At 74.6% G+C, this 15,247-nt stretch carries 11 protein-coding genes; 6 read left to right on the forward strand and 5 right to left on the reverse strand.

Annotated elements, in window-relative coordinates; all coding sequences use genetic code 11:
• Positions 1-266 precede the first annotated feature (266 nt).
• On the forward strand, positions 267-1,148 hold the full coding sequence (locus ACIRVF_RS00270; RefSeq protein ID WP_402812905.1) for a DUF3027 domain-containing protein: 882 nt from the start codon (positions 267-269) through the stop codon (positions 1,146-1,148).
• 330 nt (positions 1,149-1,478) lie between these two features.
• Positions 1,479-4,775 carry a sacsin N-terminal ATP-binding-like domain-containing protein gene (locus ACIRVF_RS00275; protein ID WP_402811564.1) on the forward strand — a complete coding sequence of 1,099 codons (3,297 nt, stop codon included), beginning with the start codon at positions 1,479-1,481 and terminating at the stop codon, positions 4,773-4,775.
• A gap of 65 nt (positions 4,776-4,840) precedes the next feature.
• Here the strand turns inward: ACIRVF_RS00275 and ACIRVF_RS00280 are convergent, their stop codons facing one another.
• Together ACIRVF_RS00280 and ACIRVF_RS00285 are read right to left on the reverse strand one after the other, a co-directional pair.
• A complete protein-coding gene (locus tag ACIRVF_RS00280; RefSeq protein WP_402811567.1) occupies positions 4,841-7,297 on the reverse strand; it encodes an HAD-IC family P-type ATPase in 2,457 nt (818 codons plus the stop codon).
• Between the two features lie 52 nt (positions 7,298-7,349).
• A complete protein-coding gene (locus ACIRVF_RS00285; protein ID WP_402811569.1) occupies positions 7,350-7,652 on the reverse strand; it encodes a DUF2530 domain-containing protein in 303 nt (100 codons plus the stop codon).
• Between the two features lie 184 nt (positions 7,653-7,836).
• Here ACIRVF_RS00285 and ACIRVF_RS00290 point away from each other — a divergent pair, with 184 nt between their 5' ends.
• Positions 7,837-9,297, forward strand: a complete 1,461-nt coding sequence (locus ACIRVF_RS00290) for an NCS2 family permease (protein ID WP_402811572.1) — start codon at positions 7,837-7,839, stop codon at positions 9,295-9,297.
• A 66-nt stretch (positions 9,298-9,363) separates the two neighbouring features.
• Here the strand turns inward: ACIRVF_RS00290 and ACIRVF_RS00295 are convergent, their stop codons facing one another.
• The gene (locus tag ACIRVF_RS00295) at positions 9,364-9,816 is read right to left on the reverse strand and encodes a VOC family protein (protein ID WP_402811575.1); all 453 of its coding nucleotides are present in this window, start codon (positions 9,814-9,816) and stop codon (positions 9,364-9,366) included.
• 130 nt (positions 9,817-9,946) lie between these two features.
• On the opposite strand from ACIRVF_RS00295, the gene ACIRVF_RS00300 reads away from it, so the two are divergent.
• Both ACIRVF_RS00300 and ACIRVF_RS00305 read left to right on the forward strand, forming a co-directional pair.
• The gene (locus ACIRVF_RS00300; RefSeq protein WP_402811578.1) at positions 9,947-10,870 is read left to right on the forward strand and encodes a DUF4231 domain-containing protein; all 924 of its coding nucleotides are present in this window, start codon (positions 9,947-9,949) and stop codon (positions 10,868-10,870) included.
• A gap of 191 nt (positions 10,871-11,061) precedes the next feature.
• Entirely contained in the window at positions 11,062-12,774 is a 1,713-nt protein-coding gene (locus ACIRVF_RS00305) for a hydrogenase maturation protein (protein ID WP_402811581.1), read from the forward strand.
• A gap of 99 nt (positions 12,775-12,873) precedes the next feature.
• Here ACIRVF_RS00305 and ACIRVF_RS00310 read toward each other — a convergent pair whose 3' ends face one another.
• Entirely contained in the window at positions 12,874-13,704 is an 831-nt protein-coding gene (locus tag ACIRVF_RS00310; protein ID WP_402811584.1) for an MHYT domain-containing protein, read from the reverse strand.
• A 286-nt stretch (positions 13,705-13,990) separates the two neighbouring features.
• Positions 13,991-14,404 (reverse strand): VOC family protein, encoded by a 414-nt coding sequence (locus ACIRVF_RS00315; RefSeq protein ID WP_402811586.1) that lies wholly within the window; start codon positions 14,402-14,404, stop codon positions 13,991-13,993.
• Positions 14,405-14,544: 140 nt separating this feature from the next.
• Here ACIRVF_RS00315 and ACIRVF_RS00320 point away from each other — a divergent pair, with 140 nt between their 5' ends.
• Positions 14,545-14,979 (forward strand): MarR family winged helix-turn-helix transcriptional regulator, encoded by a 435-nt coding sequence (locus ACIRVF_RS00320; protein WP_380411489.1) that lies wholly within the window; start codon positions 14,545-14,547, stop codon positions 14,977-14,979.
• Positions 14,980-15,247: the final 268 nt, after the last annotated feature.

Here is a 15,247-nt window from a genome sequence, read left to right on the forward strand (position 1 = left end):
GCGGGATTCGGACCCGCTCGGCGCGGCCTCCGGAGCGGTCGGCTCCGCCCCGGACTGTGCCGGGGCACCGACCGGCGGGTAGCCTGCCCCAGGGTCCGCCCGCCGGGGCGCAGGGGCGCCGGCAGGCCGGACGAGCGGCGCGGCCGGTACCCGCGGCGGCCCCGGGTCGCGCAGAATGGACGAGGGACTACCGAGCCGCGACGGAGAAGGCAACACGCCGTGGGCGACAGAAGAACTGGGAGAGAATCGACGCCGTGAGTGCTGCGATGCGAAGCCGTACCCCCGACCGGCTCTGTGCCGAGGCCGTCGAACTCGCCCGCCAGGCTGCCGAGGAGGCCGTCGGACCGGAGGCCGTCGGGCCGCACCTGGGTGTGCAGGCCGACGCCGACCGCGTCGTCACCCACAGCTTCGAGTGCCTGGACGCGGCCTACCGCGGGTGGCACTGGGCGGTCACCGTCGCCCGTGCGCCGCGTGCCAAGAACGTCACGCTGGACGAGGTCGTGCTGCTGCCCGGCCCGGACGCCGTGCTGGCGCCGCAGTGGGTGCCGTGGAGCGAGCGGCTGCGCCCGGGCGACATGGGCCCCGGCGACCTGCTGCCGACCGATGCCGACGACCTGCGGCTGGAGCCCGGCTGGAGCGGCGATGACGAGCCCGCGCCGAACTCCGTCGTCGCCCTGGCGGCCGAGGAGGACGTGGTCGTCACCGACCCGCACGTCCAGCCCGCCCCGGCCCGCGCCCAGATCAACGCGGTCGCCGAGGAGCTCGGCATGGGCCGCAGCCGGGTGCTCTCCCGGCTCGGCCTGCACCTGGCCGCCGACCGCTGGGAGAAGGCGCACGGCCCGCAGACCCCGATGGCGCAGGCCGCCCCGGCCGCGTGCAGCAGCTGCGGCTTCCTGATCCCGATCGGCGGCTCGCTCGGGCAGGCCTTCGGCGTGTGCGGGAACGAGTTCGGTCCGGCCGACGGCCAGATCGTCTCCTTCGCGTACGGCTGCGGCGGCCACTCCGAGGCGGCCGTCATCCCGGCCCCGCCGGCGCCGTCCGAGCTGATCCTGGACGAGCTGGTGGTCGAGCCGCTGCAGCTCCACCCGGACCGCGCCTCCGGCTCGGTCGAGCCGGACGCCCCGGCGGAGGAGCTCGGCCACTCCTGATCGCTCCCCGCGGCCCGTCCCACTGAACCGGTGGGGCGGGCCGCGGCGTTCCTCCGGGTAGGGGCGCCCGCCCGCCGCGGGGCCCCCGGCCCTCCCGCCGTCCGTGGGGACCCCCAGCCCCGGGCGGCGGCACGGGCGGGCCGTCGGACCGGCCGGTGGGGTGCCGGCCGACGGCCGCCGCCGCTGCCCCCGCCGTCCTCCCCGTTCGCCGTACCGCGCCCGCCGGATCCCCGCCCCGGCCCCCGTCGGAGCGGGCCGTGGTCGGGAGCAGTCAGTGGGGCAGGGAAGAATGCCCTACGACGTACAGGGCGGCGGAAGGCGGCAGGTCCAGTGGAACCTCGGATCATCGGCAGCGGCGCGGACGAGCACCTCGCGGACGCGTTCGGGAGCGCCGTGCTGCGCCGGCGGGTGCTGGACGCCTGGGCCGCCTCGCCGGCCCGGTTCCGGGAGGACGCCAACGCCGAGGAGGAGCTGGCGCTCGGCGGCTACCGGGACCGCCTGGTGGTGGAGTTGGCGCAGAACGCGGCCGACGCGGCGGTCCGGGCCGGGCACGGCCCCGGGAGGCTGCGGCTGACCCTCGCCGACGGCGTGCTGGCCGCCGCCAACACCGGCGCCCCGGTGGACGCGGCGGCCGTCGAGTCGCTGTCCACCCTGCGCGCCTCCTCCAAGCGCGGCGAGGAGCCCGCCGTCGGCCGGTTCGGCGTCGGCTTCGCCGCCGTCCTCGCCGTCACCGACGAGCCGGCCGTGCTCGGCGCCGCGGGCGGGGTGCGCTGGTCGCTGGGCGAGGCCCGGGCGCTCGCCGCGGCGCAGCCCGCGCTGGCCGACGAACTGCGGGCCCGGGACGGCCACGTGCCGCTGCTGCGGCTGCCGTTCGCGGCCGAGGGCCCGGCGCCCGAGGGCTACGACACCGTGGTGGTGCTGCCGCTGCGGGACGCCGCCGCCGAGGACCTGACCCGCCGTCTGCTGGCCGGGATCGACGACGCCCTGCTGCTCACCCTGCCCGGCCTCGCCGAGGTCGTGGTGGAGACCCCGGAGGGCACCCGGACGCTCACCCGCAGCGCCGCCGAGCCGCGCCCGGACGGCGTCACCGAGGTCACCGTGACCGACGACGCGGAGGGCCGGCTGCGTCGGACGGTCTGGCAGACCGCCGGCGCCTCCGGCCGGCTGGACGCCGGACTGCTCGCCGACCGGCCCACCGAGGAGCGCGCCCGCCCGTACTGGACGGTGACCTGGGCCGTCCCGGTGGAGGAGGACGGCAGCCCGCAGCGGCCCGCGATCGCGCCGGTGCTGCACGCGCCCACCCCCAGCGACGAGCCGATCGGCCTGCCCGCGCTGCTGATCGCCTCCTACCCGCTGGACTCCACGCGCCGGCACATCGCCCCCGGTCCGCTCGCGGACTTCCTCACCGAGCGCGCCGCCGACAGCTACGCCGACCTGCTGCGCGCCCGCGGCGCCGACCTCGGCTCGCTCGGGCTGGTGCCCGGGCCGCTCGGGCAGGGCGCGCTGGACAACGCGCTGCGCGGGGCGGTGCTCTCCCGGCTCCCCGGCACGCCGTTCCTGCCGCACCCCGGCGGCGTGGAGGAGGGCACGCCCGCGCTGCGGCCCCGGGACGCGACGCTGCTGGAGGGCGCGGACGGCTCGGTGGTGGAGGCGCTCGCGCCGATCTTCCCCGGGCTGCTGCCGGCCGGTCTGGAGCGCCGCACCGAGCTGCGGGTGCTGAACGTGCGCCGGGTGCCGCTGGCCGAGGTGGTGGACCAGCTCGGCGGGCTGGACCGCGACCCCGCCTGGTGGCGCAACCTGTACGCGGCGCTCGGCGCGGCCGACCCGGAGGCGCTCGGCGCGCTGCCCGTACCGCTCGCCGACGGTCGGACCGTCACCGGGCCCCGGCGGGTGCTGCTGCCCTCCGAGGACGCCGACTGGGCGGCCTTCCCCGGCTACCCGGAGTCGCTGGCCCCGGCGCTCGCCGCGCTCGACCTGCGCCTGGCCCACCCCGAGGCCGCCCACCCGCTGCTGGCCAAGCTGGGCGCCGGCACCGCCACCCCGGCCGGGGTGCTGGACACCCCCGAGGTGCGTGCCGCCGTCGCCCGCTCCTACGAGCTGGCCGACGACGACCTGGACGCCGCGCTCGAACTGGCGGACGCCGTACTGGCCCTGGTGAAGGCCGCCGCCCCGGCGCCAGGCGAGCACCCGTGGCTGGCCCGGCTGGCGCTGCTGGACGACGAGGGCGAGCCGGCCCGGGCGGGCGAACTCGTGCTGCCCGGAAGCCCGTTCGCGGCCCTTGCCCGGGAGGAGGACGCCGGCTGGGTGGACGACGATTTGCTGGAGCGCTGGGGCCCCGAGGTGCTCACCGCCGTCGGCGTGCTGGCCGACTTCGTGCTGGTGCGCGCCGAGGACGTGGTGCTCGACCCGGACGACCTGGAGCGGCTCGACCCCACCGTGCCCGCCGACCGGGCGGCCGGCGGCCACCCCACCGGGCTGCTGGACGAGGCGCCCGACGGGCTCGCCGAGTGGGCCGAGGACGCCCTGGAGGCCCTGCACGCCGACGAGGCGGTCGGAGTGCCGCCGGTGGCCGCCGAGCTGCTGGCCGTCCGGGACCTCGACCTGGTGGACGACGACGCCTGGCCGGAGGCGCTCGCCGCGCTCGCCCGCCCGCCGTACCGGGACGCCGTGGTCAACCCGGTGCGCACCCTGCTGCCGGACGGCTCCTACGCCGACCTGCCGCCGTACACCGCCTGGTGGCTGCGCGACCACCCGGTGCTGGGCGGCCGCGAGCCCGCCGGGCTGCGCGCCGCCGGGGCCGACCCGCTGCTGCGCGGCCTGTACGAGGAGGCCCGCACCACGCTGGACGAGCAGTTCCTGCACGCGCTGGGGGTGCGCACCACGCTGGCCGCGCTGCTCGCCGAGGTGCACGGCCCGGACGAGGTGCTGGACCGGCTCACCGACCCGGCCGCCGAGGTCGGGCACCGCCAACTGCACGGGATCCACAGCGCGTTGGCGCGGGTCGACCGCGATCGGATCGAACCGCTGGACGTGGTACGGGCGTTGCCGCCGCTGGACCCGGCCACCGGGCGCCGCCCGGACCGCACCGTGGTGGTGGACGCCACCGAGGCGGTCGTCGCGGACGCCCCGGACCTGGTCCAACTCCTGCATCCCTACCCGCTGTTGCCGGTCGCCCCGGCGCTCGCCGCGGACCTCGCCGAGCGGCTGCACGTGTCGCTGGCCAGTGAGGTGGCCGGCGGCCGGGTGCTCTCCGAGGGCGCGCTGCACCGCGTCCCGGCCGTGGTGCGGGAGCTGCTGCCCGGCTGCCCGGTCGTCTACGAGGAGCACGAGGAGCTGCTGGTGGTCGGCCCGGACGGCGGGGAGGCCGCGGTCGACTGGCGCTGGGACCACGAGGCGGACGCCCCGGAGCCGCCGTACGACCCGGAGCTGGCCGAAGCCGCCGACGAGGACGACGAGTTCGAGGTCCCGCCGGTGCCCGGACTGCTGCACGCCGCCACTCCGGAGGGCCTGGCGGCCGGGCTCGCCTGGTCGGTCGGCCAGTGGCACCGGCGCTTCGAGGTGCTGGCGGCGCTCAGCGAGCCGGACCGGGCGTACGAGCTGTCCGCGGCCCGGGACTTCGAGGGCTGACCCGGGTCAGCTGCTGCGCGGCCCGAGCCGCAGGTGGACGGTGGGCGGGGAGATGCTGAGCCCCGTCACTCCATCCCGCGGCGCTTCATCCAGGCCCAGACGATCTCCAGGAGCACGCCGCAGACCAGCGCGATGGCGACGCCCGTCCACGGGTCGCGGCCGCCGACCAGGGAGAGCTCGAAGAAGTCCGACAGCCACGGCACCACCAGCACCAGCGTGAAGGCGAAGCCCATGGTGCCGATCAGCAGCAGGCGCCACCAGTTGTACGGGCGGGCGACGATGGCGAGCACCCAGAGGGCGATCAGGAACAGCGTCAGGGTGGCCACGCTGGTGTCGGCCCTGAGGTCGGTGGCGTGGTTGGCCCGGGCGAGCGCGTAGGCGACGAAGGTGCCGGTGCCGGCGATGGCGCCGCCGGGGACGGCCAGCCGCAGCACGCGCTTCACGAAGCCGGTGCGGGCCCGCTCGTTGTTGGGGGCGAGGGCGAGGAAGAAGGCCGGCACGCCGATGGTGAGGGTGGACAGCACGGTGGAGTGCCGGGGCAGGAACGGGTACGGCGAGTGGGTGAAGATCACCAGCAGCGCCAGCAGGACGGAGTAGACCGTCTTGACCAGGAACAGCCCGGCCACCCGTTCGATGTTGCCGATCACCCGGCGGCCCTCGGCGACCACCGAGGGCAGGGTCGCGAAGGAGTCGTCGAGCAGCACGATCTGGGCGACGGCCCTGGTGGCGTCCGAGCCGGTGCCCATCGCCACGCCGATGTCGGCGTCCTTGAGCGCGAGCACGTCGTTGACGCCGTCGCCGGTCATCGCCACGGTGTGGCCGCGCGACTGCAGGGCCCCGACCAGCAGGCGCTTCTGCTGGGGGGTGACCCGGCCGAAGACGCTGGTCCGGTCGGCGGTCTCGGCGAGCTGAGCCGGGTCCTCGGGCAGGGTGCGGGCGTCCAGCGGCCGGTCCGCGCCGGGGAGCCCGAGGTGGTCGGCGACCGCGCCGACCGAGACGGCCGCGTCGCCGGAGATCACCTTGGCCCGGACGTCCTGCCCCTCGAAGTAGCGCAGGGTGTCGGCGGCGTCGGCGCGCAGCCGCTGCTGGAGCACCACCAGGGCGAGCGGGGTGAGGCCGGAAACCGGGTCGGGGGAGTCCAGCGGGACGGGCGTGCGGCCGAGCAGCAGCACCCGCAGGCCCCGGGCGCCCAGCTCGTCCACCTCGGCGAGCGCCGGGTGCCCGGCGGGCAGCAGGACGTCAGGGGCGCCGAGCAGCCAGCTGGCCTCGCCGCCCTGGGGCTCCAGCAGCTGAACGCCGCTCCACTTGCGGGCGGAGGAGAAGGGCATCGCCTCGATCACCCGCCAGCTCGCGCCGTCCGGGCCCGGCCCGTCGCCGCGCCCGTAGGCGTCGATCACGGCCTGCATGGACGGGTTGGGGCGGGCGTCGGCGCCGGCCATCACGGCCAGTGCGTGCCGGACGGTGTCCTTGCCGACCGTGGCCGGCTCGCCGTCGGCGATCACCCGCAGGTCGATCACGTCCATGCCGCCCTCGGTGAGGGTGCCGGTCTTGTCCAGGCAGACGGTGTCGACCCGGGCCAGGCCCTCGATCGCGGGGAGCTCCTGGACCAGGCACTGCTTGCGGCCCAGGCGGATCACGCCGATCGCGAAGGCGACCGAGGTCAGCAGCACCAGGCCCTCGGGGACCATCGGTACGATGCCGGCCACCATCCGGCGCACCGCCTCGCGCCAGTCGCGGCCCTCGACGGCCAGCTGGCTGATGATCAGGCCGAGGGCGGTGGGGATCAGCAGGTAGGTGATGAACCGCAGGATGCTGTCGATGCCGCTGCGCAGCTCCGACTTCACCAGGGTGAACTTGCTGGCCTCCTCGGCCAGCTGGGCCGCGTAGGCCTCGCGGCCGACCCTGGTGGCGGTGAAGGCGCCCGCGCCGGCCACCACGAAGCTGCCGGACATCACCTGGTCGCCGGGCTGTTTGAGGACGGGGTCGGGCTCGCCGGTGAGCAGCGACTCGTCGATCTCCAGGCCGTCCGCCTCGGTGACCTCGCCGTCCACGATCACCTTGTCGCCGGTGCCGAGCAGCACGGTGTCGTCGAGGACGATCCCGGAGACCGCGATCTGCTGGACGCTGCCGTCCCGGCGGACCTGCGGGCGGGCCTCACCGATCAGCGCCAGGCTGTCCAGGGTCTTCTTGGCGCGCAGTTCCTGGAAGATGCCGATCGCCGTGTTGGCCACGATGACCAGGCCGAACAGGCCGTCCTGGAGGGGGCCGACGATCAGGATGATCCCGAACATGACGCCGATGATGGCGTTGAACCGGGTGAAGACGTTGGCCCGGACGATCTCCTTGGCGGACCGGCTGGACCGTACCGGGACGTCGTTGACCTGCCCTTTCGCGACGCGTTCGGCCACCTCGGCGGCGGTGAGGCCGCCGCGCCGGCCGGGCAGCAGGCCGAGCGGGTGCGCTCCGTCGGGGCGCGGTGCGTCGCTCGGCTGCTCTTCCGCGGGCTGGGCAGGCTGCGTCATGGCACCGACTCTACGGGTGCCCTTTGTCCGGTGCGTGCTGCTGAAGGACCGTTCAGTCCGACTGGGTGGCCGGGCCCTTGCCGTCGTTCTCCGCCGCACGGGCGGCCGCCTCGGCGGCGCGGCTGCGGGCGATCGCGTCCCGCCGGGCGCGGCAGTACCAGAGGCCGATCAGGCCGAGCAGTCCGCCGGCGAGGCAGATCCAGGGCCAGGTGCCGTGGCCGTGGTCGGAGAGGGTGCCCTGGAAGGGGAGCAGGGCGAGGAAGGCGACGAACCACAGCACCGTGCCGCCGCCGACGATGGCGACGTCGTTGGCCTCCAGCGGAGGGGGCGAGGGGTGCAGCGGCGTCTTGGGCATGGGGCCTAGCGTACGGTGCGCGGCGGGCCGCGGGAGTGCGGCGGGGGCCGGTTCGGCACCGCGCGGAGTCTACGCGCGAAGATAGCGCGTGTGCGAGCGGGAAACCATACTTGAAAGTCCACGCCCTGCCACCGTCGCCACGGGCGTTCTCCCCCTCCTCAGCTCCCCCACAGAGGACGCACGCATGCCTGTGGTCCAGCCGACCACCGAGTCGCCCGAACCCGCGGCCCCCGCGCCGACGCCCCCCAACGGCGCCGTGGACCGCTACTTCAGGATCAGCGAGCGCGGCTCCACCCTGCCGCGAGAGATCCGCGGCGGTGTCGCCACCTTCTTCACCATGGCGTACATCCTGGTGCTGAACCCGATCATCCTGGCCAGCGGCACGGACGTCACCGGGGCCCACCTGAACAGCGCCCAGCTGGTCACCGCCACCGCCCTCACCGCGGGGCTCACCACCCTGCTGATGGGGGTGATCGGCAACGTGCCGATCGGCCTGGCGGCCGGCCTGGGGGTCAACACCATCGTGGCGCTGCAGCTCGCGCCCAAGATGACCTGGCCGGACGCCATGGGCATGGTGGTGCTGGCCGGCTTCGCGATCATGCTGCTGGTCGCCACCGGCCTGCGCGAACGGGTCATGAACGCCGTGCCGCTCGGTCTGCGCAAGGCCATCGCGATCGGCATCGGCCTGTTCATCAGCCTGGTCGGCCTGGTCGACTCCGGCTTCGTCAGCCGCGTCCCGGACGCCGCCCACACGACCGTCCCGCTGCAGCTCGGCGGCAACGGGCACCTGCTCGGTTTCCCGGTGCTGGTCTTCGTGTTCGGCCTGGTGCTGACCCTGGTCCTGGTGATCCGCAAGGTGCCCGGCGCGATCCTGATCAGCATCGCGGCCTCCACCGTGCTCGCCCTGGTGGTCGACAAGGTCGCCGACGTCCCGGCGCTCAAGTGGGGCCTCACCGTCCCCACCTGGCCCGGCAACCCGGTTGCCGCGCCGGACTTCGGGCTGGTCGGCAAGGTCAGCCTGTTCGGCGGCTTCGGGAAGGTCGGCGTGCTGACCGGCGTGCTGTTCGTCTTCACCGTGCTGATGTCCTGCTTCTTCGACGCGATGGGCACCATCCTCGGCGTCGCCGACGAGGCCCACCTGCTCGACGCCAAGGGCGACCTGCCGGGCATCAACCGGATCCTGATGGTCGACGGCATCGCCACCGCGGCCGGCGGCGCCACCTCCTCCTCCGCCAACACCTGCTTCGTCGAGTCCACCGCCGGCGTCGGCGAGGGCGCCCGCACCGGCTTCGCCTCGATCGTCACCGGCCTGCTCTTCGTGGTGGCGCTCTTCCTCACCCCGCTCGCCACCATGGTCCCCGCCCAGGCCGCCACCCCGGCCCTGGTCACGGTCGGCTTCCTGATCATGGCCAATTCGATCAAGGAGATCGACTGGGCGGACTACACCATCGCGATCCCGGCCTTCCTGACCATCGTGCTGATGCCGTTCACCTACTCGATCACCAACGGCATCGGCTTCGGCTTCATCGCCTTCTGTCTGCTGCGCCTGGCCGCCGGCCGCGGCCGCGGCGTGCCGGCCCCGCTCTACGCGGTGGCGGCGGTGTTCGCCTTCTACTACCTGATGCCGGCCCTCGGCCTGCTCTGACCCGTACGGCCCGTAGGGCCCTCCCCGCGCTGCGGGGAGGGCCCTACGGCGTTCTCGGGGGCCCGGTCAGTGGACGCAGAACTCGTTGCCCTCGGGGTCCTGCATGACGGTCCACTCGCCGCCGGGTTCGCTGACGTCGTGCAGGGTGGTGGCGCCGAGGGCTCGGAGGCGGGCGACGGTGGCCGCGCGCTCGCCCGGGCCGGGGTGGACGTCCAGGTGGAGGCGGTTCTTGGGCTGCTGCTTGGCCTCGGGGACGGCCTGGAAGAGGATGCGGCGGCCCAGGCCGGTGTCGGAGGCCGGGTCGTACGCGTCCTCGGGGTGGCGGACGGCGGCGAGGGTGCGCCAGGCGGGGCGGCCGGCGACCTCGGTGACGGCGTCCTCGGTGACCGCGCCGGCGGCCAGCAGGCGGGTGATCAGGGCGCTGTGGTCCTCGACGGCGTGGTCGAGGGCGGCCGCCCAGAAGGCGGCCTGGCGGTGCGGGTCGGCGCAGTCGATGACGAGCTTCCAGTGCAGCGGCATGTAACCGGTTATATCGGTTACCGGTGGGCGGGGCAATCGGCGACCGGTCGAAGGTGTCAAAAAGGCGCCTGTGTAGGGCAGTTGGCGGAGGGCATACTGCCTGGACGGAGACGGGGAGGGGACTCGACCGATGGTGCAACAGGATCCGCCGGGGGGAGTCGAGGCGCGGCTGCTGCCGGAGTTGTTCTGGCGGGCGGACAAGGCCTCGCTGGACGGACAGCGCGAGACGCTCCGCTGGCACCGGGGGCTGATCGCCATGCTGGTGGTCGCCGCGCTGATCGGCTCGCTCCCGGGCCCGGACCACAAGGGCAACAGCGATATCAAGCCACTGTTCTCGGTGGCGGCCTTCCTGGTCGCCGGCTACTTCTGGTCCCGGCTGCGCCGCAGCAACCCGCAGGGCCGGTGGTACGAGGCGCGGGCGGCGGCCGAGTCGGTCAAGACGCTGGCCTGGAAGTACAGCGTCCGGGCCCGGCCCTTCGACGGGGAGGCCGAGTCGGCGGACGCCGACCGCGGCTACCTGCTCCAGGTCGAGGACGTGCTGCGGGCCTTCGAGGACCCGGAGATCGTGCCGCCCGGCAGCGTCCCGGAGATCACCGAGGAGATGCGGCGCGCCCGGGCCGACAGCCTGACCGCCCGGCGCACCCTCTACCTGCGCACCCGGGTCGAGGGCCAGCGCACCTGGTACCGCTCCCGGGCCGAGTCCTGCGAGTCCCAGGCGGTCTCCTGGGGGCTCGGCACAGCGACGCTGATCATCATCGGCGCCGCGGCGGCGATCGCCCAGGCCACCGGCGCCCTGGAGGTGCACATCTTCGGCGCCAGCTCGGCCGCGGCCGCCGCGATCATCGCCTGGACCCAGCTCAAGCAGCTGCGCCCGCTGGCCGCCGCCTACCAGCTGGCCGCGCGAGAGCTGGAGAACGTCGGCAACCAGCTCTCCGACCTCGACCTCAAGGCGCCGGACGCCGAACTGCGCTGGGCCCGGCTGGCCGCCGAGGCGGAGGACGCGGTCTCCCGGGAGCACACCACCTGGCGGGCCCGCCGAGCGTTCCCGCGGTAGGCCCGGAGCCTCCCGGACGCCCGCCGGGAGACAGCGCGGGGGAGGGGCTGAGGAGATACCGCGAAGCAGTGGGCACAGGTGTGCGGGGTGCGTGAGAGTAGAGCGCCGAGGCACGGAACGTGACCATTACGTGTCCATGTCCTGGTTTCATCGCCTCCGCGCGACCCGCAGTCCCTGCCCGGAGGCCCCCTGTGCGCATTCTCCTGATCGCCACCGCGTTCAACAGCCTGACCCAGCGCGTCCACACCGAGCTGCGCGAGCGCGGCCACCAGGTCGCCGTCCAGCTCGCTCTCGGCGACGAGCAGATGAGGGAGGCGGTGGCCCGCGTCGACCCGGAGCTGATCATCTGCCCGATGCTCACCAGGGCCGTCCCGGCGGACATCTGGTCCAGCCGCACGGTCCTGATCGTGCACCCGGGCCCCAAGGGCGACCGCGGGCCCTCCTCGCTCGACTGGGCGATCACCGAGGACGCCCGGCGTTGGGGTGTCACGGTGCTGCAGGCCGTCGAGGAGATGGACGCCGGTGACATCTGGGCGTCCGTCGAGTTCGCCGTCCCCGACTGCGGCAAGAGCGAGCTGTACCGGGGCGAGGTCGCGGACGCCGCCGTCGAGGCCGTCCTGCTGGCCGTCCAGCGCTACGAGGGCGGGCTGTTCACCCCCGAACCGCTCGACTACACCCGCCCCGACGTGCGCGGCGAACTGCGGCCGTTCCTGCGGCAGGAGGTGCGCCGGATCGACTGGCAGCGGGACGACACCGCCACCGTGCTGCGCAAGCTGCGCGCCGCCGACTCCCAGCCCGGCGTGCTGGACGAGCTGTACGGGCGCGAGTTCTTCCTGCACGGCGGCCACCCCGAGGACGTGCTGCGCGGCCCGGAGCCCGGCGCCGTCCTGGCCACCCGGGACGGCGCGATCTGCCGGGCCACCGTGGACGGCGCGGTGTGGATCCCCCAGCTGCGCCCGCGTCGCACCCCCGGCGGGCCGGTCACCTTCAAGCTGCCGGCCGCCACGGTGCTGGCCGACGAGCTGCACCGGGTCCGCGAGGTGCCGGTGACCCCGGCGCAGGCCGCCCGCCGCGACACCTGGTCGGAGCTGCGCTACCGCGAGGAGGGCGACGTCGGCTTCCTCGAATTCGCCTACGCCGGCGGGGCGATGAGCACCGAGCAGTGCCGCCGGCTGCTGGCCGCCTACCGCGAGGCCGCCGACCGGCCCACCTCGGTGCTGGTGCTGGGCGCGCCCCGGGACTTCTACTCCAACGGGATCCACCTCAACGTCATCGAGGGCGCGGCCTTCCCGGCGCTGGAGTCCTGGGAGAACATCAACGCGATGGACGACCTGGTCGAGGCGATCCTGACCACCAGCGACAAGCTGACCGTCGCCGCGCTGGCCGGGAACGCGGCGGCCGGCGGCCTGATGCTGGCGCTCGCCGCCGACGAGGTGTGGTGCCGGGACTCGGCGGTGCTCAACCCGCACTACCGGCTGATGGGGCTGTACGGCTCCGAGTACTGGACGTACACGCTGCCGGCCCGGGTCGGCGCCGAGCAGGCCGAGCGGCTGACCACCGAGGCGCTGCCGGTCGGGGCCCAGCACGCCCGCCGGATCGGCCTGGTGGACCGTACGGCCGGCGGGGACGCGGCCGACTTCCGCCGCTGGGTGGCCCGGGAGGCCGCTCGGCTGGCCGACTCGCCGGAGCTCACCGGGCGGCTGGTGGACAAGAAGCGCCGCCGCGCCGAGGACGAGGCGGCGAAGCCGCTGGCCGAGTACCGGGCGGAGGAACTGCGCCGGATGCACGCCAACTTCTACCGCACGGGCGAGCCGTACCACGCGCTGCGACGGGACTTCGTGCGCAAGGTCTGCCCGGTGGCCACGCCGGAGCACCTGACCGGGCTGCTCGGGAAGCCGGAGTAGCCCGGGTCCGTCCCGACGCGACACGACGCGACGCGACGACGCCCGGCCGGGGTGGGGGACCCGGCCGGGCGTCGTCGCGTCGGGGTTCGGCGCCGGGGCTCAGCGCCGGGCGCGCGCCTCGGTCATCGGCCGCCGCTGCTGCGGGGGGACCCGGGGCGGGCGCGGCGGCAGCGGCGCCGCCGGACCGGCGAGCAGCGGCTTCGTGGTGGTCTTGCTCGGCGAGACGGCGAAGGCCAGGGAGCCGAAGAAGACGTAGCAGCCCAGGCCGACCCCGAGCGGGAAGATGAACTGCAGGGCCATCACGCCGCCCTGGGTGGAGTGCGAGTAGTCCAGATGGACGGAGAGCGCCGCCATCCCGGTGTAGTGCATGGCGCAGACGGCCACGCCCATCACCGGTGCCGCCGCCAGTACGGCGAGGGTGCCCCGGATGTTCAGCGCGGCCCAGAGCGCGGCCGTCGCCGCGAACACCGCGATGGCGACCGACAGCCCCACCGTGACGTGGTCGTAGCCGAGGTGGCCGGGCAGGACCATGGCGGCCATGCCCAGGTAGTGCATCGCCGCGACGCCGAGCCCGGTGGTGAGGCCGCCGATCAGCAGGGCCAGCAGGGGGTGGCTGCGCCAGTACCCGACGGTGAACAGGCCGACGCCGACGACGGCGACGGCGACCAGCAGGCTGAACACGGTCAGCCCGGGCTGGTAGGTGATGTCGGCACCGCTGACCGAGAAGCCGAGCATCGCGATGAAGTGCATGGACCAGATGCCGGCCCCGAGCGAGGTCGAGGCGAAGAGCAGCCAGGCGATCCGGCTGCGGCCCTGCGAGACGAGCGCCCAGCGGGCGCTGCGCAGGGCGACGAAGGCGCCGAGGCAGGCGACGAAGTACGAGGCCGCCGGGGTCACCCAGCCGTGGTCGGCATGGTGGATCTCACCCAATTGAGCTCCCTGGTCATGGGGTTGCGGACGCCAGGACTCGGACGGAAGCAGCAGGCCGGAACGGCCGGGGAGGGCGCGCGGGAAACGGGCACGGGACGGGTTCCGCCGAAAGGGGCCCTGGCGTGTGGTGCACCTGACAGCGGGGACAGTAGCCACTACCCGCCAGTCGCACAAGGTTCGCGGTTTTCGTGAAGTCCCAGGTCAGAGCGGTTCTTTACGCGGTCTGCATGATCTTGGCACCAAGCCCTGACACCGCCTGCGCACCGCCCCCGGGCCGCTTTGTCGGTTACTCCAGCGGGGCGAGCCCGAACGGGTGGCCGGCCGGGTCGATCAGCACCTTGAGGGTGCGGCCGTGCTGGTAGCCGGGCTCGGTGGCGCCGAGCGCGAGGGCCTTCGCGGTGGACTCCTCCAGGTCGTCCACGTAGAAGTCGAGGTGGAAGTGCTTGCTGCCGTCCGGCTCGGTCCACGGCTCCGGCCGGTAGCCGGTCACCCGCCCGAAGCCCAGCGGGCTGCCGCCCTCCGGGTTGTCCAGGATCGCGAAGTGCTCGTCCACGTGCCGGGTCTCCCAGCCGAGCAGCTCGCCGTAGAACGAGGCCAGCGCGACCGGGTCGGCGCAGTCGATGGTGACCATGGCGAGCCGGGCGAAGCCGGTGTCGCCCTGCGGGGACTGCGGCGGTTGTTCGGCGGCGACGTCGGACATGGCTGGTCGGCCCTTCCGGGAGTTGGGAGCGGTGGCCCCAAGGGGAGCGGTGGCCCCATGACCAATATGGCACCGGGCCGATCTTCCGGCACGGTGGAACCCGTTTTTCCTTAGCGAGAGTAATGACGTAAGCTAAAGAGATGCCCGAGATGTCCGAGCAGGACCTCGCAGCGATCTCACAGCTGCGGTCGTCCACGATGCGCCTCTCCCGACGACTCAAACACCAGCGGGTGGAGGAGTCGCTCAGCCCTACCGAGATGGGAGTGCTGGGCACCCTCGCCCGGTGCGGGAAGGCGACGCCGGGTGAGCTCGCCCGGAAGGAGCACGTGCAGCCTCCTTCGATGACCAGGATCGTCGCGATGCTGGAGGAGAAGGGGCTGGTGCGGCGCGAGCCGCACCCCGAGGACCGCCGCCAGGTGGTCGTCAGCAGCACCGAGCAGGCCGAGGCGATCCTCACGGAGAGTCGTCGGCGCAGGAACGTCTGGCTCGCCGAGCTCGCCCAGGGGCTCGACGATGAGGAGTGGGCCGTCCTCCGGGAAGCCGCTCCCGTGCTCTACAAGCTCGCACACCTCTAGGCACACCGAGCCCGGCCCAGCCGCCGGGAGACGAAGGAGTTCGCATCACCGCAGGACAGACCACCGTGACCAGGAGCGCGGCGGCCCCCCCCCGGGCCCGCGCGCCCCGCGGGGGGCCCCCCCCGGCACCCCCCCCCCCCCCCCCCCCCCCCCCCCCCCCGACCCCCCCCCCCCCCCCCCCCCCCCCCCCCCCCCCCCCCCCCCCCCCCCCCGCCCCCCCCCCCCCCCCCCCCCCCCCCCCCACCCCCCCCCCCCCCCCCCCCCCCCC

This window comes from Kitasatospora sp. NPDC101157, assembly GCF_044768255.1.
Classification (GTDB): Bacteria; Actinomycetota; Actinomycetes; order Streptomycetales; family Streptomycetaceae; genus Kitasatospora.

Bases quoted from the DNA above. Each gene is read 5' to 3' on its own strand.
- ACIRVF_RS00270 (WP_402812905.1), top strand. From the start codon at position 267: ATGCGAAGCCGTACCCCCGACCGGCTCTGTGCCGAGGCCGTCGAACTC.
- ACIRVF_RS00280 (WP_402811567.1), bottom strand. From the start codon at position 7,297: ATGACGCAGCCTGCCCAGCCCGCGGAAGAGCAGCCGAGCGACGCACCG.
- ACIRVF_RS00285 (WP_402811569.1), bottom strand. From the start codon at position 7,652: ATGCCCAAGACGCCGCTGCACCCCTCGCCCCCTCCGCTGGAGGCCAAC.
- ACIRVF_RS00290 (WP_402811572.1), top strand. From the start codon at position 7,837: ATGCCTGTGGTCCAGCCGACCACCGAGTCGCCCGAACCCGCGGCCCCC.
- ACIRVF_RS00295 (WP_402811575.1), bottom strand. From the start codon at position 9,816: ATGCCGCTGCACTGGAAGCTCGTCATCGACTGCGCCGACCCGCACCGC.
- ACIRVF_RS00300 (WP_402811578.1), top strand. From the start codon at position 9,947: ATGGTGCAACAGGATCCGCCGGGGGGAGTCGAGGCGCGGCTGCTGCCG.
- ACIRVF_RS00315 (WP_402811586.1), bottom strand. From the start codon at position 14,404: ATGTCCGACGTCGCCGCCGAACAACCGCCGCAGTCCCCGCAGGGCGAC.
- ACIRVF_RS00320 (WP_380411489.1), top strand. From the start codon at position 14,545: ATGCCCGAGATGTCCGAGCAGGACCTCGCAGCGATCTCACAGCTGCGG.